Source organism: Parcubacteria group bacterium (genome assembly GCA_016186325.1).
GTDB lineage: Bacteria > Patescibacteriota > Minisyncoccia > UBA10092 > UBA10092 > JACPHB01.
This window is the reverse complement of the sequence record JACPLW010000012.1, coordinates 36,023-50,960: the sequence shown is the minus strand read 5'-3', so window position 1 is coordinate 50,960 and position 14,938 is coordinate 36,023. Positions and strand designations below refer to the sequence as shown.

23 protein-coding genes and 1 tRNA gene are annotated in these 14,938 nt (G+C 39.5%); 15 read left to right on the top strand and 9 right to left on the bottom strand.

Going from position 1 to position 14,938, the window contains the following annotated elements:
* The first annotated feature begins 5 nt into the window (after positions 1 to 5).
* Genes HYW79_03910 through HYW79_03900 form a run of 3 tightly spaced genes read left to right on the top strand, consistent with a single transcriptional unit; the run spans position 6 to position 1,627 of the window.
* Positions 6 to 872 (top strand): hypothetical protein, encoded by an 867-nt coding sequence (locus HYW79_03910; GenBank protein ID MBI2635652.1) that lies wholly within the window; start codon positions 6 to 8, stop codon positions 870 to 872.
* The gene (locus HYW79_03905) at positions 844 to 1,236 is read left to right on the top strand and encodes a M23 family metallopeptidase (GenBank protein ID MBI2635651.1); all 393 of its coding nucleotides are present in this window, start codon (positions 844 to 846) and stop codon (positions 1,234 to 1,236) included. The genes HYW79_03910 and HYW79_03905 overlap by 29 nt, the downstream gene beginning before the upstream one ends.
* Before the next feature lie 34 nt (positions 1,237 to 1,270).
* Positions 1,271 to 1,627 carry a hypothetical protein gene (locus HYW79_03900; protein MBI2635650.1) on the top strand — a complete coding sequence of 119 codons (357 nt, stop codon included), beginning with the start codon at positions 1,271 to 1,273 and terminating at the stop codon, positions 1,625 to 1,627.
* Between the two features lie 114 nt (positions 1,628 to 1,741).
* Here the strand turns inward: HYW79_03900 and HYW79_03895 are convergent, their stop codons facing one another.
* Positions 1,742 to 2,404: a hypothetical protein gene (locus HYW79_03895; GenBank protein ID MBI2635649.1), complete on the bottom strand. Its 663-nt coding sequence runs from the start codon at positions 2,402 to 2,404 to the stop codon at positions 1,742 to 1,744.
* Positions 2,405 to 2,462: 58 nt separating this feature from the next.
* On the bottom strand, positions 2,463 to 2,882 hold the full coding sequence (locus HYW79_03890; GenBank protein MBI2635648.1) for a hypothetical protein: 420 nt from the start codon (positions 2,880 to 2,882) through the stop codon (positions 2,463 to 2,465).
* Between the two features lie 104 nt (positions 2,883 to 2,986).
* On the opposite strand from HYW79_03890, the gene rpmA reads away from it, so the two are divergent.
* Entirely contained in the window at positions 2,987 to 3,259 is a 273-nt protein-coding gene (gene rpmA / locus HYW79_03885; protein MBI2635647.1) for a 50S ribosomal protein L27, read from the top strand.
* Here the strand turns inward: rpmA and rplI are convergent.
* Positions 3,252 to 3,707, bottom strand: a complete 456-nt coding sequence (rplI, locus tag HYW79_03880) for a 50S ribosomal protein L9 (protein ID MBI2635646.1) — start codon at positions 3,705 to 3,707, stop codon at positions 3,252 to 3,254. The genes rpmA and rplI overlap by 8 nt on opposite strands.
* 22 nt (positions 3,708 to 3,729) lie before the next feature.
* The gene (locus tag HYW79_03875; protein ID MBI2635645.1) at positions 3,730 to 4,956 is read right to left on the bottom strand and encodes a S41 family peptidase; all 1,227 of its coding nucleotides are present in this window, start codon (positions 4,954 to 4,956) and stop codon (positions 3,730 to 3,732) included.
* A gap of 16 nt (positions 4,957 to 4,972) precedes the next feature.
* Here HYW79_03875 and HYW79_03870 point away from each other — a divergent pair, with 16 nt between their 5' ends.
* The 3 genes from HYW79_03870 (at position 4,973) to HYW79_03860 (ending at position 6,684) form a co-directional block, all read left to right on the top strand.
* A complete protein-coding gene (locus HYW79_03870; GenBank protein ID MBI2635644.1) occupies positions 4,973 to 5,359 on the top strand; it encodes a hypothetical protein in 387 nt (128 codons plus the stop codon).
* Positions 5,256 to 5,726 carry a peptide deformylase gene (def, locus tag HYW79_03865; GenBank protein MBI2635643.1) on the top strand — a complete coding sequence of 157 codons (471 nt, stop codon included), beginning with the start codon at positions 5,256 to 5,258 and terminating at the stop codon, positions 5,724 to 5,726. The genes HYW79_03870 and def overlap by 104 nt, the downstream gene beginning before the upstream one ends.
* Before the next feature lie 100 nt (positions 5,727 to 5,826).
* Complete coding sequence (locus HYW79_03860) at positions 5,827 to 6,684, top strand: methionyl-tRNA formyltransferase (GenBank protein ID MBI2635642.1); 858 nt, start codon at positions 5,827 to 5,829, stop codon at positions 6,682 to 6,684.
* Positions 6,685 to 7,400: 716 nt separating this feature from the next.
* On the opposite strand, the gene HYW79_03855 is transcribed toward HYW79_03860, so the two are convergent.
* From HYW79_03855 to HYW79_03840, 4 genes are read right to left on the bottom strand one after another with little or no spacing between them, the layout of a single operon-like run.
* A complete protein-coding gene (locus tag HYW79_03855; GenBank protein ID MBI2635641.1) occupies positions 7,401 to 8,015 on the bottom strand; it encodes a superoxide dismutase in 615 nt (204 codons plus the stop codon).
* Positions 8,016 to 8,027: 12 nt separating this feature from the next.
* The gene (locus tag HYW79_03850) at positions 8,028 to 8,879 is read right to left on the bottom strand and encodes a patatin-like phospholipase family protein (protein ID MBI2635640.1); all 852 of its coding nucleotides are present in this window, start codon (positions 8,877 to 8,879) and stop codon (positions 8,028 to 8,030) included.
* 7 nt (positions 8,880 to 8,886) lie between these two features.
* Entirely contained in the window at positions 8,887 to 9,036 is a 150-nt protein-coding gene (locus tag HYW79_03845) for a hypothetical protein (protein MBI2635639.1), read from the bottom strand.
* Positions 9,037 to 9,045: 9 nt separating this feature from the next.
* A complete protein-coding gene (locus HYW79_03840; protein ID MBI2635638.1) occupies positions 9,046 to 9,303 on the bottom strand; it encodes a GIY-YIG nuclease family protein in 258 nt (85 codons plus the stop codon).
* 68 nt (positions 9,304 to 9,371) lie between these two features.
* Here HYW79_03840 and dnaX point away from each other — a divergent pair, with 68 nt between their 5' ends.
* From dnaX to HYW79_03805, 7 genes are all read left to right on the top strand, one after another.
* A complete protein-coding gene (dnaX, locus tag HYW79_03835) occupies positions 9,372 to 10,433 on the top strand; it encodes a DNA polymerase III subunit gamma/tau (GenBank protein MBI2635637.1) in 1,062 nt (353 codons plus the stop codon).
* A 34-nt stretch (positions 10,434 to 10,467) separates the two neighbouring features.
* Positions 10,468 to 10,538, top strand: a tRNA-Gln gene (locus HYW79_03830).
* Between the two features lie 58 nt (positions 10,539 to 10,596).
* On the top strand, positions 10,597 to 11,010 hold the full coding sequence (locus HYW79_03825) for a hypothetical protein (GenBank protein MBI2635636.1): 414 nt from the start codon (positions 10,597 to 10,599) through the stop codon (positions 11,008 to 11,010).
* Positions 11,007 to 11,540 carry an SET domain-containing protein-lysine N-methyltransferase gene (locus tag HYW79_03820; protein MBI2635635.1) on the top strand — a complete coding sequence of 178 codons (534 nt, stop codon included), beginning with the start codon at positions 11,007 to 11,009 and terminating at the stop codon, positions 11,538 to 11,540. Before HYW79_03825 ends, HYW79_03820 begins: the two co-directional genes overlap by 4 nt.
* Positions 11,537 to 11,944: a hypothetical protein gene (locus HYW79_03815; GenBank protein MBI2635634.1), complete on the top strand. Its 408-nt coding sequence runs from the start codon at positions 11,537 to 11,539 to the stop codon at positions 11,942 to 11,944. Before HYW79_03820 ends, HYW79_03815 begins: the two co-directional genes overlap by 4 nt.
* Positions 11,945 to 11,969: 25 nt before the next feature.
* Positions 11,970 to 12,578, top strand: a complete 609-nt coding sequence (locus HYW79_03810; GenBank protein MBI2635633.1) for a hypothetical protein — start codon at positions 11,970 to 11,972, stop codon at positions 12,576 to 12,578.
* Positions 12,569 to 13,033 carry an NUDIX domain-containing protein gene (locus tag HYW79_03805; protein ID MBI2635632.1) on the top strand — a complete coding sequence of 155 codons (465 nt, stop codon included), beginning with the start codon at positions 12,569 to 12,571 and terminating at the stop codon, positions 13,031 to 13,033. The genes HYW79_03810 and HYW79_03805 overlap by 10 nt, the downstream gene beginning before the upstream one ends.
* 60 nt (positions 13,034 to 13,093) lie before the next feature.
* Here the strand turns inward: HYW79_03805 and HYW79_03800 are convergent, their stop codons facing one another.
* Complete coding sequence (locus HYW79_03800) at positions 13,094 to 13,705, bottom strand: hypothetical protein (GenBank protein ID MBI2635631.1); 612 nt, start codon at positions 13,703 to 13,705, stop codon at positions 13,094 to 13,096.
* A gap of 250 nt (positions 13,706 to 13,955) precedes the next feature.
* Between HYW79_03800 and obgE the strand changes: the two genes are divergently transcribed.
* Positions 13,956 to 14,918, top strand: coding sequence for a GTPase ObgE (gene obgE / locus HYW79_03795; GenBank protein ID MBI2635630.1), 963 nt, complete (start codon positions 13,956 to 13,958; stop codon positions 14,916 to 14,918).
* Positions 14,919 to 14,938 lie beyond the last annotated feature (20 nt).

The window sequence follows — 14,938 nt, the reverse complement described above, 5'->3', positions numbered from 1 at the left end:
TTAGCATGAAATTTTGCCTTTTTGTAATTTCAGGGCTTGTTCTTTTGCTTAACGCGCAACAGGTTGTTTTGGCGCAGTCAGAGAATGACGTTCTATTTTCGCAAATAAAAACAAAAGAAGAGGAGATAAAAAAACTGGAAACAGAGTTAAATAAATATAAAACGGCGCTAGAATCTACGCAATTTGAATCAAAAACCCTTAAAAGCCAAATTATAAAAATAGAAACCCAGCTTAAGCAATTAAACGCGGATTTAAAAATTACCCAGGCAAAAATTTCAAAAACAGAATTCAATATAAAATTGGCCTCAAAACAGATAGTTGAAAAAGACAAAAAAATTTCCGAGCGGCAAACGGCAATGGCGAGATCTTTGAGATTTTTGGCCTATGCCGATAATCGGGGCTTTATTACGGCGATTTTGGAAAGTAAACAACTCTCGGATTTTCTTAACCAGAGCGAGTATCTTATAAATATTGAAAACGGTCTTTATAGGGATTTTAAAATTTTGGCTCAAGAAAAAGCAGAGCTTAAAGACCTTCTTAAATCACAGGAAACATTAAAGGGAGATTTAAATAATCTTAAAAAAGAGCTTCTGGTAAAAAACCAGCTTGTTAAAAATCAAAACAACGAGAAAAAAGAATTACTGAATCAGACCAATAATCAGGAAATAGAGTATCAGAAAATAATATCAAAAATTCAAATTCGTCAGGCAGAAATTCAGAAAGAAATTTTTGATCTGGAAGAAAAATTAAGAGGGCAGGTGGGGGGGACTGCCCAAGCCCAAACCCGGCGCTTTAATGTGGCCCGTATTGGGGCGGATAACCCAAGGTTACGGCCCGACATCCGTGACCGGTTTCTACAATCATTCTTATAAGTTTCATAACGGCATTGATATTGCGGCTTATTATGGAACACCTGTTCACGCGGCTTTAGGCGGCGTTGTGTCGGCATCGGCCGATGATGGGCGGTACGCCTATGGTTCTTGGCTATCTATTCGCCATAGTAACGGTTTAACTACTCTTTATACTCATTTATCGTCAAAATCGGCTTCTAAAGGCGAAACGGTCAATCAGGGACAAGTTATCGGCTATGTCGGCTCAAGCGGTTTTACCACCGGCCCGCATCTGCATTTTACGGTGTATTCAACAAACACTTTCCGAGTGGAAAATCGCTGGTACGGGCTTTTGCCGTTTGGCGGTTCGGTTAATCCTTTCGACTATCTGTCTATGGGATTTTAGGCGTTAAAACACCGCGCGTGGTATTATTAAATTAATGAAAACGTTAATTATAATTGGTATCATATTAGCGGTTTTATCTCTCTACTTTGTCGTAAATGCCGATAGATCCTTTACTATAAAAGGAAGCGAGGTTTTACCGGTAGGAACCGATATCGCAAAATTTATTTTAAATAAGGTTAATAATTTTAAAACTGATAGTCTTCCCCAACTTTCAGGTGAAAAAATAGGGGATACGTCTTATTCGGAAATAACGGATAAAATAAAAACAGGGGCCGAAACAGTTGGATCAGAGGCCAGCAAACTAATTCCGATAGTTATTGATAAAGCCAAGGGGTTAATTAAAGGATCTGTAGAAAATAAACTTGTTGAGACTTTTTGCCCCGTAAAGTGAAAATTAAAAATACCGGCCAGGGTAGTGCCCGGCCGGTATTTAATAAGGGATACGTCGCAAAAGGTATCTTGTCCGACGTTGTATTGATTTAAAAACTTCTTCTCCCCTTCTTATTTATTGCGCAATTTTTGATGAAACGGTGAAAGCTATTTCCCACTGGCTTGGCGATTTGGAATATACTTTTAAGTAGTATTTCCCCGGTTTTCTAAATGTTTGAAATTTATGAGACGATTCTTCATTACCCGATGTTATTGTATGGATAAGTTTGTTTGTCCCCGCTTCATAAACTTCTATTTTGACATAATCTTTTTCTAAAGCCGGTTTTGGCGGCACCACAGTTGGAGCCCAGTACGTAAAAATTTCTATTCGCCAATATTCTCTGTCAAATGTAAGTTCCGGAAGAGTGCGATCGCCTTCGGAACTTGTTCCCGTAAAACCAAAATTCGTATTAAGCCAGGTAATTATAGGTTCCGTCTTTACTACATACGGATCTTCCGGCGGTAAAACAACGACTGGAGCTGGCGGCGGTGGCGGAGGCGGCGGCGGCGTTGGTTGGGCAACCGGCGGCGGAACAACAACCGGCGTCGATTTTTTAACTATAGTTACAGAATTTGTTTTCGGAAAGTTATCGGGATCGGCTACGGCAGACGCATAATAAGTGTCTTGGAAAGAAATAATTGCCGTATTTAATGGCGGAACATGGATATTTTCAGGTTTATTTGCCTGTAAAACAAACAAGCTTGAAATTGATGCCAAAAGGTCAAATAAAAATTTCATAGTGAAAAATTATTTTGAGATATTTCTATATTAACTTTTCTATTATAATTTTAACACTTTATTTATTCACAGGGCAATTTTGAGCCGGCCTATAACCATCGGCTTCGGCTTCCTCTGCATTTTCAAACCAGATCCTGTTTTCTTCTTTAATTACATTTGCGGATTTGCAATCTTTAGGGTAATAAGCCTTGCCGTTAATTGAAGCCACAAAATTGCCGAAACTCGCGTTTATTTTAGATGAATTTGTATCCCCCGTTCCGTAATTTTCAGGCTCCAACAGGCCGACTTTGATATTTTTATCAATAATAATAGGTGAAACTTGGTTTGAATTCATAAGCAAACCGGTCCCCAGTCCGATTAAAAATCCTAGCGTTAAAACTAAGCCGATTAAAAGGTTTTTTTCATGCCCCTTCCCCCACCTTATTAAGTATGAGTATCTTGACCCCGTTAGAAATTTATTTTTTAACCAATCAAACATAGTTTAAATATAAAATATAAACATGCTGCTAAATCTCATAAGATTTATTAGATTTCTAACGGGGTTGATTTATAATTCATAATTTGTTATTCTATTAGAAATCTATGGCGACTACTAAATCGGCCGGTTCAACAAGATTAGGCCGAGAATCAGCATCAAAACGATTAGGCATAAAACTTTTTGACGGCGAACGGGTAAAAGCGGGCAATATTTTGGTGCGTCAAAGGGGCACTAAATGGGTTCCCGGAAAGAATGTTAAAAAAGGCAGCGATGACACGCTTTACGCCATGCGTCCCGGAATCATAAAATTTACCGATAAAAAGACAAAACGTTACGATAATTCCAGAAGAGTTTTTAAAGTAATAAACGTTATTTAGTTTTAGTATCTTCCGATTCAATAAGAATTGTCAATTCTGCCTCAATTCCTTGGGGCAGTTTTATTTTTATTTTATGTTCGCCTAGGGTTTTTACCGGCGAAGACAATATCTGCTCTTTTTGAAGCCCTATCCCCTGTTTTTCAAGTTCTGCTGCTATTTTTACCGGAGTTATTGAGCCAAATGCTTGTCCTGTTTTTCCTATTTTGGTTTTAATTACCAGTTTTAGTTTTTCAATATTTTCTTTTAAAATTGCTGTTTGAGATTTTAGTTTGACTGCATCTTTTTCCTGTTTTTCTTTCCCAAGTTTTATCCGATTTTCTATTTCCGGCGTTAAAATTTCAGCAAGCCCTTTTCTTAAAAGAAAATTACGGCCGTAGCCATCGCTGACATTTTTAATGTCTCCTTTTTTACCCAAACCATCAACATCTTGAAGTAAAACTATTTTCATAAAATATATTGGTATCGCGTTCTTATTTCAGCATTTTTAAGAGAATCTCCACCGCTTTATCAAGCTGGGGATCTTTTTTGTTTGTTAGTTCTTTTTCGGTAGGAGCTACCTTAAAGTCTGGCTCCAAACCTTGTTCCGAAATTGAGATCCCTTTTGGCGTGAGCCATTTGGCAACGGTAACCTTGAGCGATGAGCCGTCTTTAAAATTTACCAGTTCTTGCACCGATCCCTTGCCGAAGGTTTTTTCGCCTATTAATTTGATGCCTAGGTTATCTCTTAGGGCGCCGGCTAAAATTTCGCCTGCCGAAGCCGTGCCTTGATTAACTAAAACCACCATCGGATAATTTTTAAGAGCGGCTACGCCGCTTGCTCGAAATTCAGTTTTTGCGCTGGTTTTCCCGAAATCCTCAATCGCAACAAGATCTCCGGCATTAAGGAACCAGCCGGCAATATCAACCGCAACTTCCAAGTAACCTCCTGGGTTATTTCTCAAATCTAAAATTATACCCTTATAGCCGGAAGTGGCAAGAATTTTTGATGCCTCTTTTTGAAATTCAAATGGGGCTGTTGAAGTGAAGCTGTAAAATGATAAATGAGCGATCGCGTTATCTTCTAACGCCTCAAGTTTTGTTATCGGGATTTTAATTATTGCTCTTTCAATGACAATATCTTTCGTTTTTGTGCCGTCATTACCTCTTAAAATAGCTAGAGTTACTTTGGTGCCTACCTCGCCGCGTATTTTCGTAACCGCTTTTTCAACGGTTATATCGTCGGTCGGTTCATTATTTATCTTTAAAATTTTATCACCCGCGAGCAGCCCGGATTTTTGGGCAGGCGTATCTTCAAGGGGCGCTATAATAACCAAAAATCCATTTCTTTTACCTATTTCGGCTCCGATACCGCCAAAACTGCCGCCAACATCCTGCTTAAAACTTTTTGATTCAACCGGAGGAAAGAATACCGTGTAAGGATCGCCGGCACCTTTAACCAATCCGGAAATAGCGCCGTAAAGCAATTCGTCGTCTTTTAGTTTGCCATTATCAACGTACTTTTCATTAAGTTTATCTAAAGTTTCCCAAAATAAGCCAAAATCAAATTCTTTCGGTTGGCCGAATTCTTTATTTATAATCCCCTGCACCGGCCGAGGAAGTCGCTCTACCGATCCAAAAACAAAACCAGCCCCAAATGCCACGACTATGGCAATAGTAACAACCGCTAAATATATATATTTTTTATTTTCCTCAAACATATGGTATTTTAATATTATGCCTTTAACGACAAAACATCAAGTTTTAGCGTGGGATTTGGTTGAGGGTTTGGATGACGAAAAGCATAAGGGGGTATATTTTCGTCTGGCAAAAACCTATGACGAATCATTTTTAAGGCGGATACTAAGCTTGGTAAAAGATGTCTGGCGTCAAGGGAAAATCAAAAGCGAAGACCGCGGCAAGTATTTCATGGGGATTTTAAAAAAGGAATTATCCTCCTTTGCTCCCGCCTACGCTAAAGCTTCGGCGGGCAAGAAAGCTACGGAGGGCAAGCAAATCTATGGCAAAAGTGTTAAAAATAATTCAAGAGGGCGATCCGGTTCTAAGAAAAAAATCGGAAATCGTAAAAGACCCAAAAAGTCCGGAAATCCAGAAATTAATTAAAGACATGGTCGCAACTATGAAAGGCGCTAAAGGCCTCGGCCTTGCGGCGCCTCAAGTGGGTGTTTCTTTACGGGTTTTTACCGCGGATATAGAGGGTAGTATTTTTGTTTTCATCAACCCGGAAATAAGGGATTTTTCAAAAGAGCTGGTTCCTTTTGAAGAGGGTTGTTTGTCGGTTCAAAAAACCTGGGGACCGGTAATTCGTCCTAAAAAACTAACTATAAAAGCGCTGGATGAAAACGGCAGGCCGATAAAAATTCATGCCAAGGGACTATTGGCTCGCGTAATTCAGCATGAAATGGACCATTTGAACGGCATTTTGTTTATTGATAAAGCGGAAAAGATTAACGTAGTTGAGGAGAAATAATGAATCCCGTTAGAAATTTTATATTAGATAAAACTAAATTAAGATTAGCAACTACTATTGTATTTATAATTAAGAAAAATCTAGATAGATTTCTAACGGGATGAAATTTATATTTTTTGGGACGCCGGAATTTGCGACGATAATTTTGGAAAAGTTAATAAAATCAGGGCTTGAACCGCAAGCCATGTTTCGCGACCCTAAGGAATCGGTTTCTGTTTTAATAGAAAAACTAAAAGATTTAAAGCCGGATCTGGGCTTAATAGCGGCTTACGGAAAGATTTTGCCAAAAGAAATTTTAGATATCCCCCGCTATGGTTTTATTAATGTTCATCCATCGCTACTTCCAAAATACCGCGGCGCTTCGCCGATTCAGTCGGCTATTTTAAACGGTGAAAAAGAAACGGGCGTAACTATAATAAAAATTGATGAAGAAATGGACCACGGGGCGATAATTTCTAAGTCCAAATTTCTAATTTCTAAATCAGATAGTTATGAAACTCTTTCTAAAAAACTTGCCGAAATAGGGGCGGAGCTTTTGATAAAAACTATTCCCGATTATATTTCAGGAAAAATTAAGCCGATTGAACAAGAGCATTCGAAAGCGACTTATACTAAAATTATAAAAAAAGAAGACGGAAAAATTGATTGGACAAAAAGCGCAGGCGAGATTGAAAGAATGACCAGGGGCTATTATCCGTGGCCAAGCGCTTGGACAATGTGGAATGGTAAAAGTTTAAAAATAATAGAAGCGGATATTTTTTATGATAGTAACAATAAAAATCGCCTGCCTGCCGGCAGGCAGGGTGAAATTTTTCTGAAAAATAGCGACATCATAATTAAATGTGGCAAAAATATTTTAATTATAAAAAAACTTCAACTTGAGGGCGGAAAAATATTGACTGCCGAAGAATTTCTAAACGGCCACAGAGATTTTGTTGGAAGTATATTAAATAGTTGAGTACCCTCCTTCGCCCCGAAAAGCGGGGCTACGGAAGGGTTATTCTTCTTTAAGAAGAATAAAAAAAGGCCTGCGCGGTGAGCTCGCGCAGGCAGGAACGATCTTCGCTGTTAGACGGCACATGGCGGCCATCCTTTACACGGGTGTGCCAAGAGGCGCATTCACCGTGGACCATAGGTCAACAGCGAAGGAGTTGAATTACTAACCGAGAGGCTCACTACCATCGGTTTGCCCATCTCACTTGTGGCGATAGGGCACCGCTCCTGGACCACCAACCCCGCATGGACATGTGGCCAGGACTTTAGTTCCGTTGCTTCACGAGACGCTAGGTAAGAAGGCGTCTCCCCTGTCGCGACAGCGACAGTGGCAACGGGATTTTGTTCGGCGCGACAGAGGCAAAACCGCAAAGGTTAGTCTCCGGCACATTTGGACAGTTACAGAACTGTCGCGCCGATTTTTGGCTTTGTTAAGGAAAAATGTGCTGCTGGGATAGGTCCATGCTCTTCGAGGCACCTGAAACTTGTCTTACAACCAGGATTCGGCCTGTTTCCCAGCATTACCTACATTATATCAAATCTACATAATCTGTCAACCCCGTTAGAAGTAAGACGCCGACGGCGTCTGCCGACTTGTCGGACTTCTAACGGGGTCAACCCCGTTAGAAGTAAGACGCCGACGACGTCTGCCGACTTGTCGGACTTCTAACGGGGCCAACCCTATAATAACTTCAAAACATTCCACCAATTTTCTATATATTCGGCCCGGCGGTTCTGGTATTTTAGATAATAGGCGTGTTCCCAGAGATCAAGTACTATAAGAGGCTGATGGCCTTTCAAATAAGGAAAATCATGATTTGGCAATGAATATATTTGAAGTTTATTTTGTTCGTCGCGCGCCAGCCAAGCCCATCCGCTGCCAAAGTGGGTGGCGGCGGTGTTGCTGAATATTTTTTTAAATTCTTCCGGCGAACCGAAAGTTGATTTAATCTCTTCAAACAATGCTTCATCAACTTCTTTTTGCGGCGCCATAATTTGCCAGAAAAACGAATGGTTTATGTGTCCCCCGCCGTTGTTATGAATCGCTTTTTTGTCGGCTTCGTCTACCATAGTTAAATTGGGCAGGTCTTTTATAAGCTCCTCCAGTTTTTTATCCCCGCTCTTAAGCTTAAGGGCGGGGTTATCGGCTAAATCGGGATATTTTTCCAAAGCAGCGTTGAGCTTATCAATATAAAACTGATGGTGTTTTCCATGGTGGATTTCCATTGTCTTAGTGTCAATGTAAGGTTCTAGTGCATCGTAAGAATATGGCAGTTTTGGCAGTTCGTATTTCATAGTTATTGTTATTTATTTATTTATAATAAAGTCAAAAAACTTTTCAAGGGTAGTGCGGCGCGGGGTATGATGACCGGTTTTTTTTCTTATTTCTTTAAGATTAAGTTCCAGTTCTTTTTGGCCGGTTTTTATTATCTCGGCCGATTTATCAAATGCCATCCAGTCGTAGGTTAAAACCGGCGGGCGAATAACAATATCCGCGTCTTTAAGAATGTTTTTTGCAAGCTGATACTCGATTACCGATAAAGCATTACTGAATAAAGAGTAAATATCATGAGTGTTTAATATTTCGTCAGGCGCCATAATCCAACGGCTGGAAACATCAACAGCGATTACAATATCAGCCCCCATTTCTCTAACGATATCGGCCGGAACGGGATTTGAAAAGCCGCCGTCCATAAGAAATCTCCCGTCTATTTCTACAGGACTGAAAACTACAGGTATGGCAATGCTTGCGCGTATCGCGTCTGTTAAACTTCCGCTTTTAAGTTTTATTTCGTCTCCAGTTTTTAAATCAGTAGCCACGGCTGTAAAAGGAATTTTACAATCTTCAATTTTTATGCCAGACAGGCGATGATCAAGGAGTTTTACTATTGATTCGCCCCGGAACAGCGATCCGTCTTTTCTGCGGATTACTTCACTGATGGGAAAAATGTCGCTTTTTTTAATACCGAGCGACAATTCTTCAAGCGTCTTAATATCTTTAGTCGCGGCGTAATAACCTCCGATAAGAGCCCCCATACTGGTGCCGGCAATATAATCAATATTAATTCCTGCCGCTTCAAGCGCTTTAATAACGCCAATATGAGCAAACCCTTTTGCTCCCCCGCCGCCTAAAGCTAGGCCTATTTTTTTGATAGCCATGGTATTTTTATTGTGATTTTAATTGCGGCAGTCGAGACTTGCTTCTATGCATGCTTTTTATATCTCTTACCACTATATTTTTTCTTGCTCGCCATTTGTCTCCTGTCCTAAAAGCGGTTTTGCCTTTTCCAGCGTTGTTTCGCGAATAATTTTTCATCCCCCACCCTTAAAGCATTAAAGAGTTTATTATTCGACCTTTAAGCGAAGCATATCCTTTTTTAAATTGTTTAAGTCTTTTTTCTCTCATGAGAGTGTCTTTTTTAGATTTGTAAGCTTCATAATATGCTAATTCCAATGGTCTTAGATTTTTAGTTGATTGAACCAGTCCTTGATTATGTTTTATAAATCTGGCTTTCAAATCTGGGGCAAAGCCAATATAGATACTATCATCTTTTTTAGATTTTAATATATAAACATAAAACATAATCTATGCTTTAAGGGTGGGGGATTATTTTTTACTTTATACTAATTTTGTGATAAAGTAAACCGCGTATGAATCTTGTTTTATATAGAAAATATCGGCCGCAGGAATGGAGTGAAGTTATCGGGCAGGAGCATGTCGTAAGGACTCTGACCAATGCCTTGAAACTTAATCGCGTTGGCCACGCTTATTTATTTTCCGGGCCGCGCGGCACGGGGAAAACCACCATAGCCCGGCTTCTGGCAAAGTCGCTTGAATGTTCCGACCTTGACCTCATAGAAATTGATGCCGCTTCAAACAGGGGCATTGATGAGATAAGAGAATTGCGGGAGGGAATAAAATTCGCGCCGACTGCTGGAAAATATAAGGTTTTTATTATTGATGAGGTTCATCAGCTTACTAAGGAAGCGTTTAACGCTCTTTTAAAGACATTGGAAGAACCGCCGGCTCACGCAATTTTTGTTCTGGCGACAACCGAAGCTCACAAAGTACCGGAAACCATTTTATCACGCGTCCAGCAGTTTGCTTTCAGACGGCTTACGGTTTTGGAAATCATGAAAAAACTTTCAAAAATTATTGAAGCGGAAAAAATAAAAATTAATGATGATGCCATAAGGTTAATTGCCAATTATGCCGGAGGAAGCTATCGTGATGCCGAATCAATGCTTGAACAGTTAAGAAACTGGAGCGAAAAAAGTATCACGAAACAAGATATAGAAGAACTTTTAGGCGCGGTTGATTTTGAAAAAGTAAAAATAATGGCCGATCACCTTTGCTCTGTTAATCCCAAAGAAGCGATAGATTATGTCGGAAAATTGTGCGAAGATGGAACGGATCTTCAGGAATTTACTAAATCGTTAATAAACCATTTCCGAAAAATTCTTCTTGTTAAAGTTGATTCTTCTCTTGTAGAGCTAATGGTGCAAGAACTCACTCCGGACCAAATTGAAACGGTAAAAAAACAATCCGAAGCGTGGCCGCTTGATAAAACCGCCCAAGCGATTAAGATTCTTTTTATCGCCCAGCAGGATATAAAGCGCTCACCAATCCCCTCTTTGCCGATAGAACTCGCGGCGGTGGAGATAATAAGTAGTAAGGAACTCTCCTTCGCCAAGGCTACGGAGGGCAAGTAAGAAATAAGAGACAAGTTTGAAAATTTATAAATATTCGGGGATCGTCTAATGGTCGGACAGCGGCCTTTGAAGCCGTTAATTGGGGTTCGATTCCCTGTCCCCGAGCAAACATATGCTAAGTCAAATGACTGAGATGCCTAGTAATAAAATTAAAAAATAAACCATGTCTTATTATTTAAGTTATCTAATGGGAGCGGAAAAAATTGAAGATAAGGAATTGGAAGATTTGGATATTAAAATTGAAGACATAGATACTGACGGCGATCGCTCGCTTAAAATTCCTGAGGACAAACTACCTCAATATATTGAACTTGTAAAAAATAAACTCACAAATGGCTTTTGGAACGAAATTATCGGCGAAAAGGAAATAATATTCTTATTTAAGTTCCAAGACGGCAATATTAAAGAGTATAGATTATCTCCTGAAAATGAGCAGGAAATTGATAAGTTATGCGCCGAATTCAACAACGAATCGCCAGAAAAAACGGCTAATGTTTACAAATACATTTCCGATAATAAGTTTTATCACGATTTTATGATAGAACATTATTCGGATATGATTAATCGACAAATGTGAAAAAACAATATCTATCACGCACTTGGGTCAATCCGAAACTTAAAGCTGGCAAATCTCCTATTCACGGCGAGGGTGTTTTTACCGGTGAAAAAATTTCGGAAGGAGAAAAGGTTATGGAGTTTGGAGGCGAGCTGATTTCAAAAGAAGAAGCACTTTCTGGAAATTACAGAAGCCGTTCCGTTTGGATAGTGGATGAAAATAGCTATTTGGCTTTGCCAAAAAGCGATACGCAAGAAAGCCTAGACGAAAATCTTAATCATTCTTGCGACGCCAATACCTGGCTTATTGACGAAGTTACAATTGTCGCGAAAAGAGATATAGAAGCGGGAGAAGAAATAACTTTAGACCAAGGTACCTGGAATTTTGAAGATAGCGAATACACTGACGATAAAGAGCCGTGTTTTTGCGGTGCGAAAGATTGCCGAAAAATTCTAACAGAAAACGATTGGAAAATTCCTGGCGTTCAAGAAAAATACAAAGGTCATTTTCATCCCCTAATTCAAAAAATGATTATGAACAATAAACTATGAAAATTTTTATTTGTGCCAGCAAACACAATTACGACAAGGTTGGGTTGATTAAACAAAAACTGGAAGCTCTAGGACACTTTGTTACATTACCGAACAGTTACGACAACCCTATGAAAGAAAACGAAATGAAAGAAATCGGACCCGACGCGCATCAAAAATGGAAAGCCGACATGTTGAAAAACCAAGATACTAAAGTTTTGGCAAATGATGCGATTTTAGTGCTTAATTTTGATAAAAATAATCAATCAAATTATATTGGCGGCGCGACTTTTCTTGAGGTATTCCGGGCTTTTGATAGTGGAAAAAAAATTTTTCTTTTTAACCCAATTCCCGATTGTATATTTACTGATGAGTTACTCGGCATGAATCCAAGTGTAATCAATGGCGATTTATCAAAAATTTAAATATAAAAATTGAGCTCGTAAAACAATGCCTAAACCAAAATCAATTTGTATATTCGGAGATAGCACTGCTTGGGGTGCGTGGGATTTGGAAAAAGGCGGCTGGGTAAACCGTCTATGGTTTCATGTCGCTAAAAGAGACGGCGACGAGTATGTAGAAGTTTATAATTGCAGTATTTCCGGCGGAACAACCAAAACAATTTTAGAACGATTTGAAAATGAGGCAAAAATCAGAGAAGCAGATGCTTTAATATTCCAAACAGGCGGAAACGATGCATCTTATGAAAACAAACCGGGTAATTACTTGGTTACTCCGGAAAAATTCAGAGAAAACCTGGAAGAAATTATCAAGCGGGCTAAGAAAATAACCAATAATGTTGTTTTTGTGGATTTAAAGAATTGTGACGAATCTAAAACAATGCCTGTCCCCTGGATTGATATTTACTACACTAACGAAAATATAAAGAAATATAGCGAAATTATGAAAGAAGTTTGCAATAAAAATAATATACTTTTCTTAGATATCAAGTTGTTAGAAAACGAGGATTTTGATGATGGCCTGCATCCTAATGCATCCGGTCATGAAAAAGTTTTTGTTCAAGTAAAGGATTTTTTAATTAAAAATCAATGGATTTAAAAATATCAAAAGAAAGAAATAAAGCAGTGCCGGCGGTTTATTTGTTCCTTCGAAAAGGAAAAGAAATTTTGCTTGGACGACGGCGAGGTTCTGGTTACTATGATGGCTGGTATTCTGTTCCGGCTGGCCATGTGGAAGCCGGAGAATTGCCTATCGGTGGATTAGTAAGGGAAATGAAAGAAGAATTAGGGATTGATATTAACCCAAAAGATCTAATACTGGTTCATACTATGTATCGCACAAAACACGATGAAACCGGAGAAAGGTTGGATTTATTTTTTAAGTGTAAAAAATGGTTTGGAGAAGTTAGAATAAACGAGCCGGATAAATGCGACGACCTTCGATGGTTCCCGATAAAAAAATTACCTGAAAACATGATGCATCATGTTAAGACCGCGTTAGAGAATTCAGAAAAAAGAATCCCCTATTCAGAACCGGGGCCCGTTAGAAGATAAATAAATTAAGTAATATAATTTATATATAAAAAAATCCCCTAAATATAAATTATTTGGGGCTTATTTAAAACGGATACGGCCGCCGGAATCTTCTTCGCATTGAGCTTTGGTATGTTTGATAACCGTATCGGTAATTCGCTTTCCCGTACCAAGGCGCCCGTCTATAAACATTAGCGCTTTAAGAAGCGTGCCGCGATAAATCATCGCGCAATGGTGATAATCCGGAAGAACGTATTGTTGAAGCAATGTTTCGTGAAAGAATTCCTGAGCGATAAATCCATATACCAGCTCGCCAGCCATTTCCAGCGGCAGAAACGCCGCTGGATATATCCGTATCACCCTCGGATAGTCCAGAAGCACTTTTTGAATCTTTTCTTCATCCAAGATTTTTTTGTCAACATAATATGTAATTTTTGCGGCAATAAGTAGGCCCCGTCTCGAAACTCTCGGTTGCTCGCTAATGTATATTATTTTTGGCGCTTTAATGTCCGGCTCAACTTTTAAAATTATTGCCTCTTCGTTTGTTAACCGAATAACTTTTTTCCAAATATCTTCAATAAATTTTTGGTCAAGCCGATACGGCATATCGGCGGCATTTTCTATTTCAGGCCTGAAAACAGGCGGGATTACAAGAAAAATAAATACAGCAAAAATGAAAACGGTTGCGCGCATTGTCGCCTCCCAATAACTATTTCAATGAGCTGTTTTTTTTAATACATACTATATCATAGTAAGAAAATATTGACAAAAATAATAGTGTATGTTAACTTATCATAAGTGATGGTATCAATGGCTGGTCATGGTGACTTGTCCATAATGATGCCGGAAAGTTCCTAACGCTGCGCAACGCGGCAACAAGGCGCGCCGGGAAACCGCATCGAGCGGTTTCCGGCGCGCCGTTTTTTTGTAGAATTTAAAATCAATGCTTATTGATGACGTTGAAATAAAAATAAACGCCGGACATGGCGGGAAGGGCGCCGTGGCGTTTAATAAAAATAAGATGAATTTGGGACCGGTTGGCGGCAGAGGCGGTAAAGGCGGCAGTGTCTTGGGCATGGGCGTCTCCGATCTTACCGCGCTCCAGCAATTTCGTTTTAAAAAAGAATTTTCCGCGGAAAACGGCAGTCCCGGCCGTGACCAATTTCGCGTTGGTCGCGACGGAAGCGATCTCATCCTAAAACTTCCGGTAGGAACCGTGGCCCACAATCTTACAAGCGGCAAAGAAATTAACTTTAAAAAGATCGGCGAGCGGATTATCCTCGCGAAAGGCGGAATTGGAGGAAACGGTAATTTTTATTTTCGTTCTTCAACCAACACTTCACCGACACAATTTCAACCGGGTACGCCGGGAGAGAGTTTTGCGTTCAGATTCGAGCTTAAGTTCATTGCCGATATCGGTTTTATAGGGCTTCCAAATGTCGGCAAATCAAGCCTGCTCAATAAGCTTACTAATGCCAGAAGCAAAGTAGCAAATTATCCATTTACTACGCTTGAACCCAGTTTAGGCGCATATTACGAACTTATCTTAGCGGATATTCCGGGGCTAATAGAGGGATCATCAAGTGGCCGGGGCTTGGGTATCAAGTTTCTGCGCCATATTGAGCGAACACATATTCTTTTCCATTTTATTAGAGCAGAATCCCCCGCTCCTTTAAAAGACTACAGGGTAATCCGCAAAGAATTAGGCGCCTGGAACAAGGCCCTTCTTAAAAAACCAGAACGCATTTTTCTTACCAAGAGCGACCTGGTAACACCAGAAGAACTTGATAAAAAATTACTGGCGCTTAAAAAAATAGATCCTCATGCAATAGCGATCTCTATCAATGACCAAAAAAGCATAAAAAATATAGAAAAGATCCTAAATGACATTAAGAATAAGAAATAAAAATTAGGCCCTTGGAATTG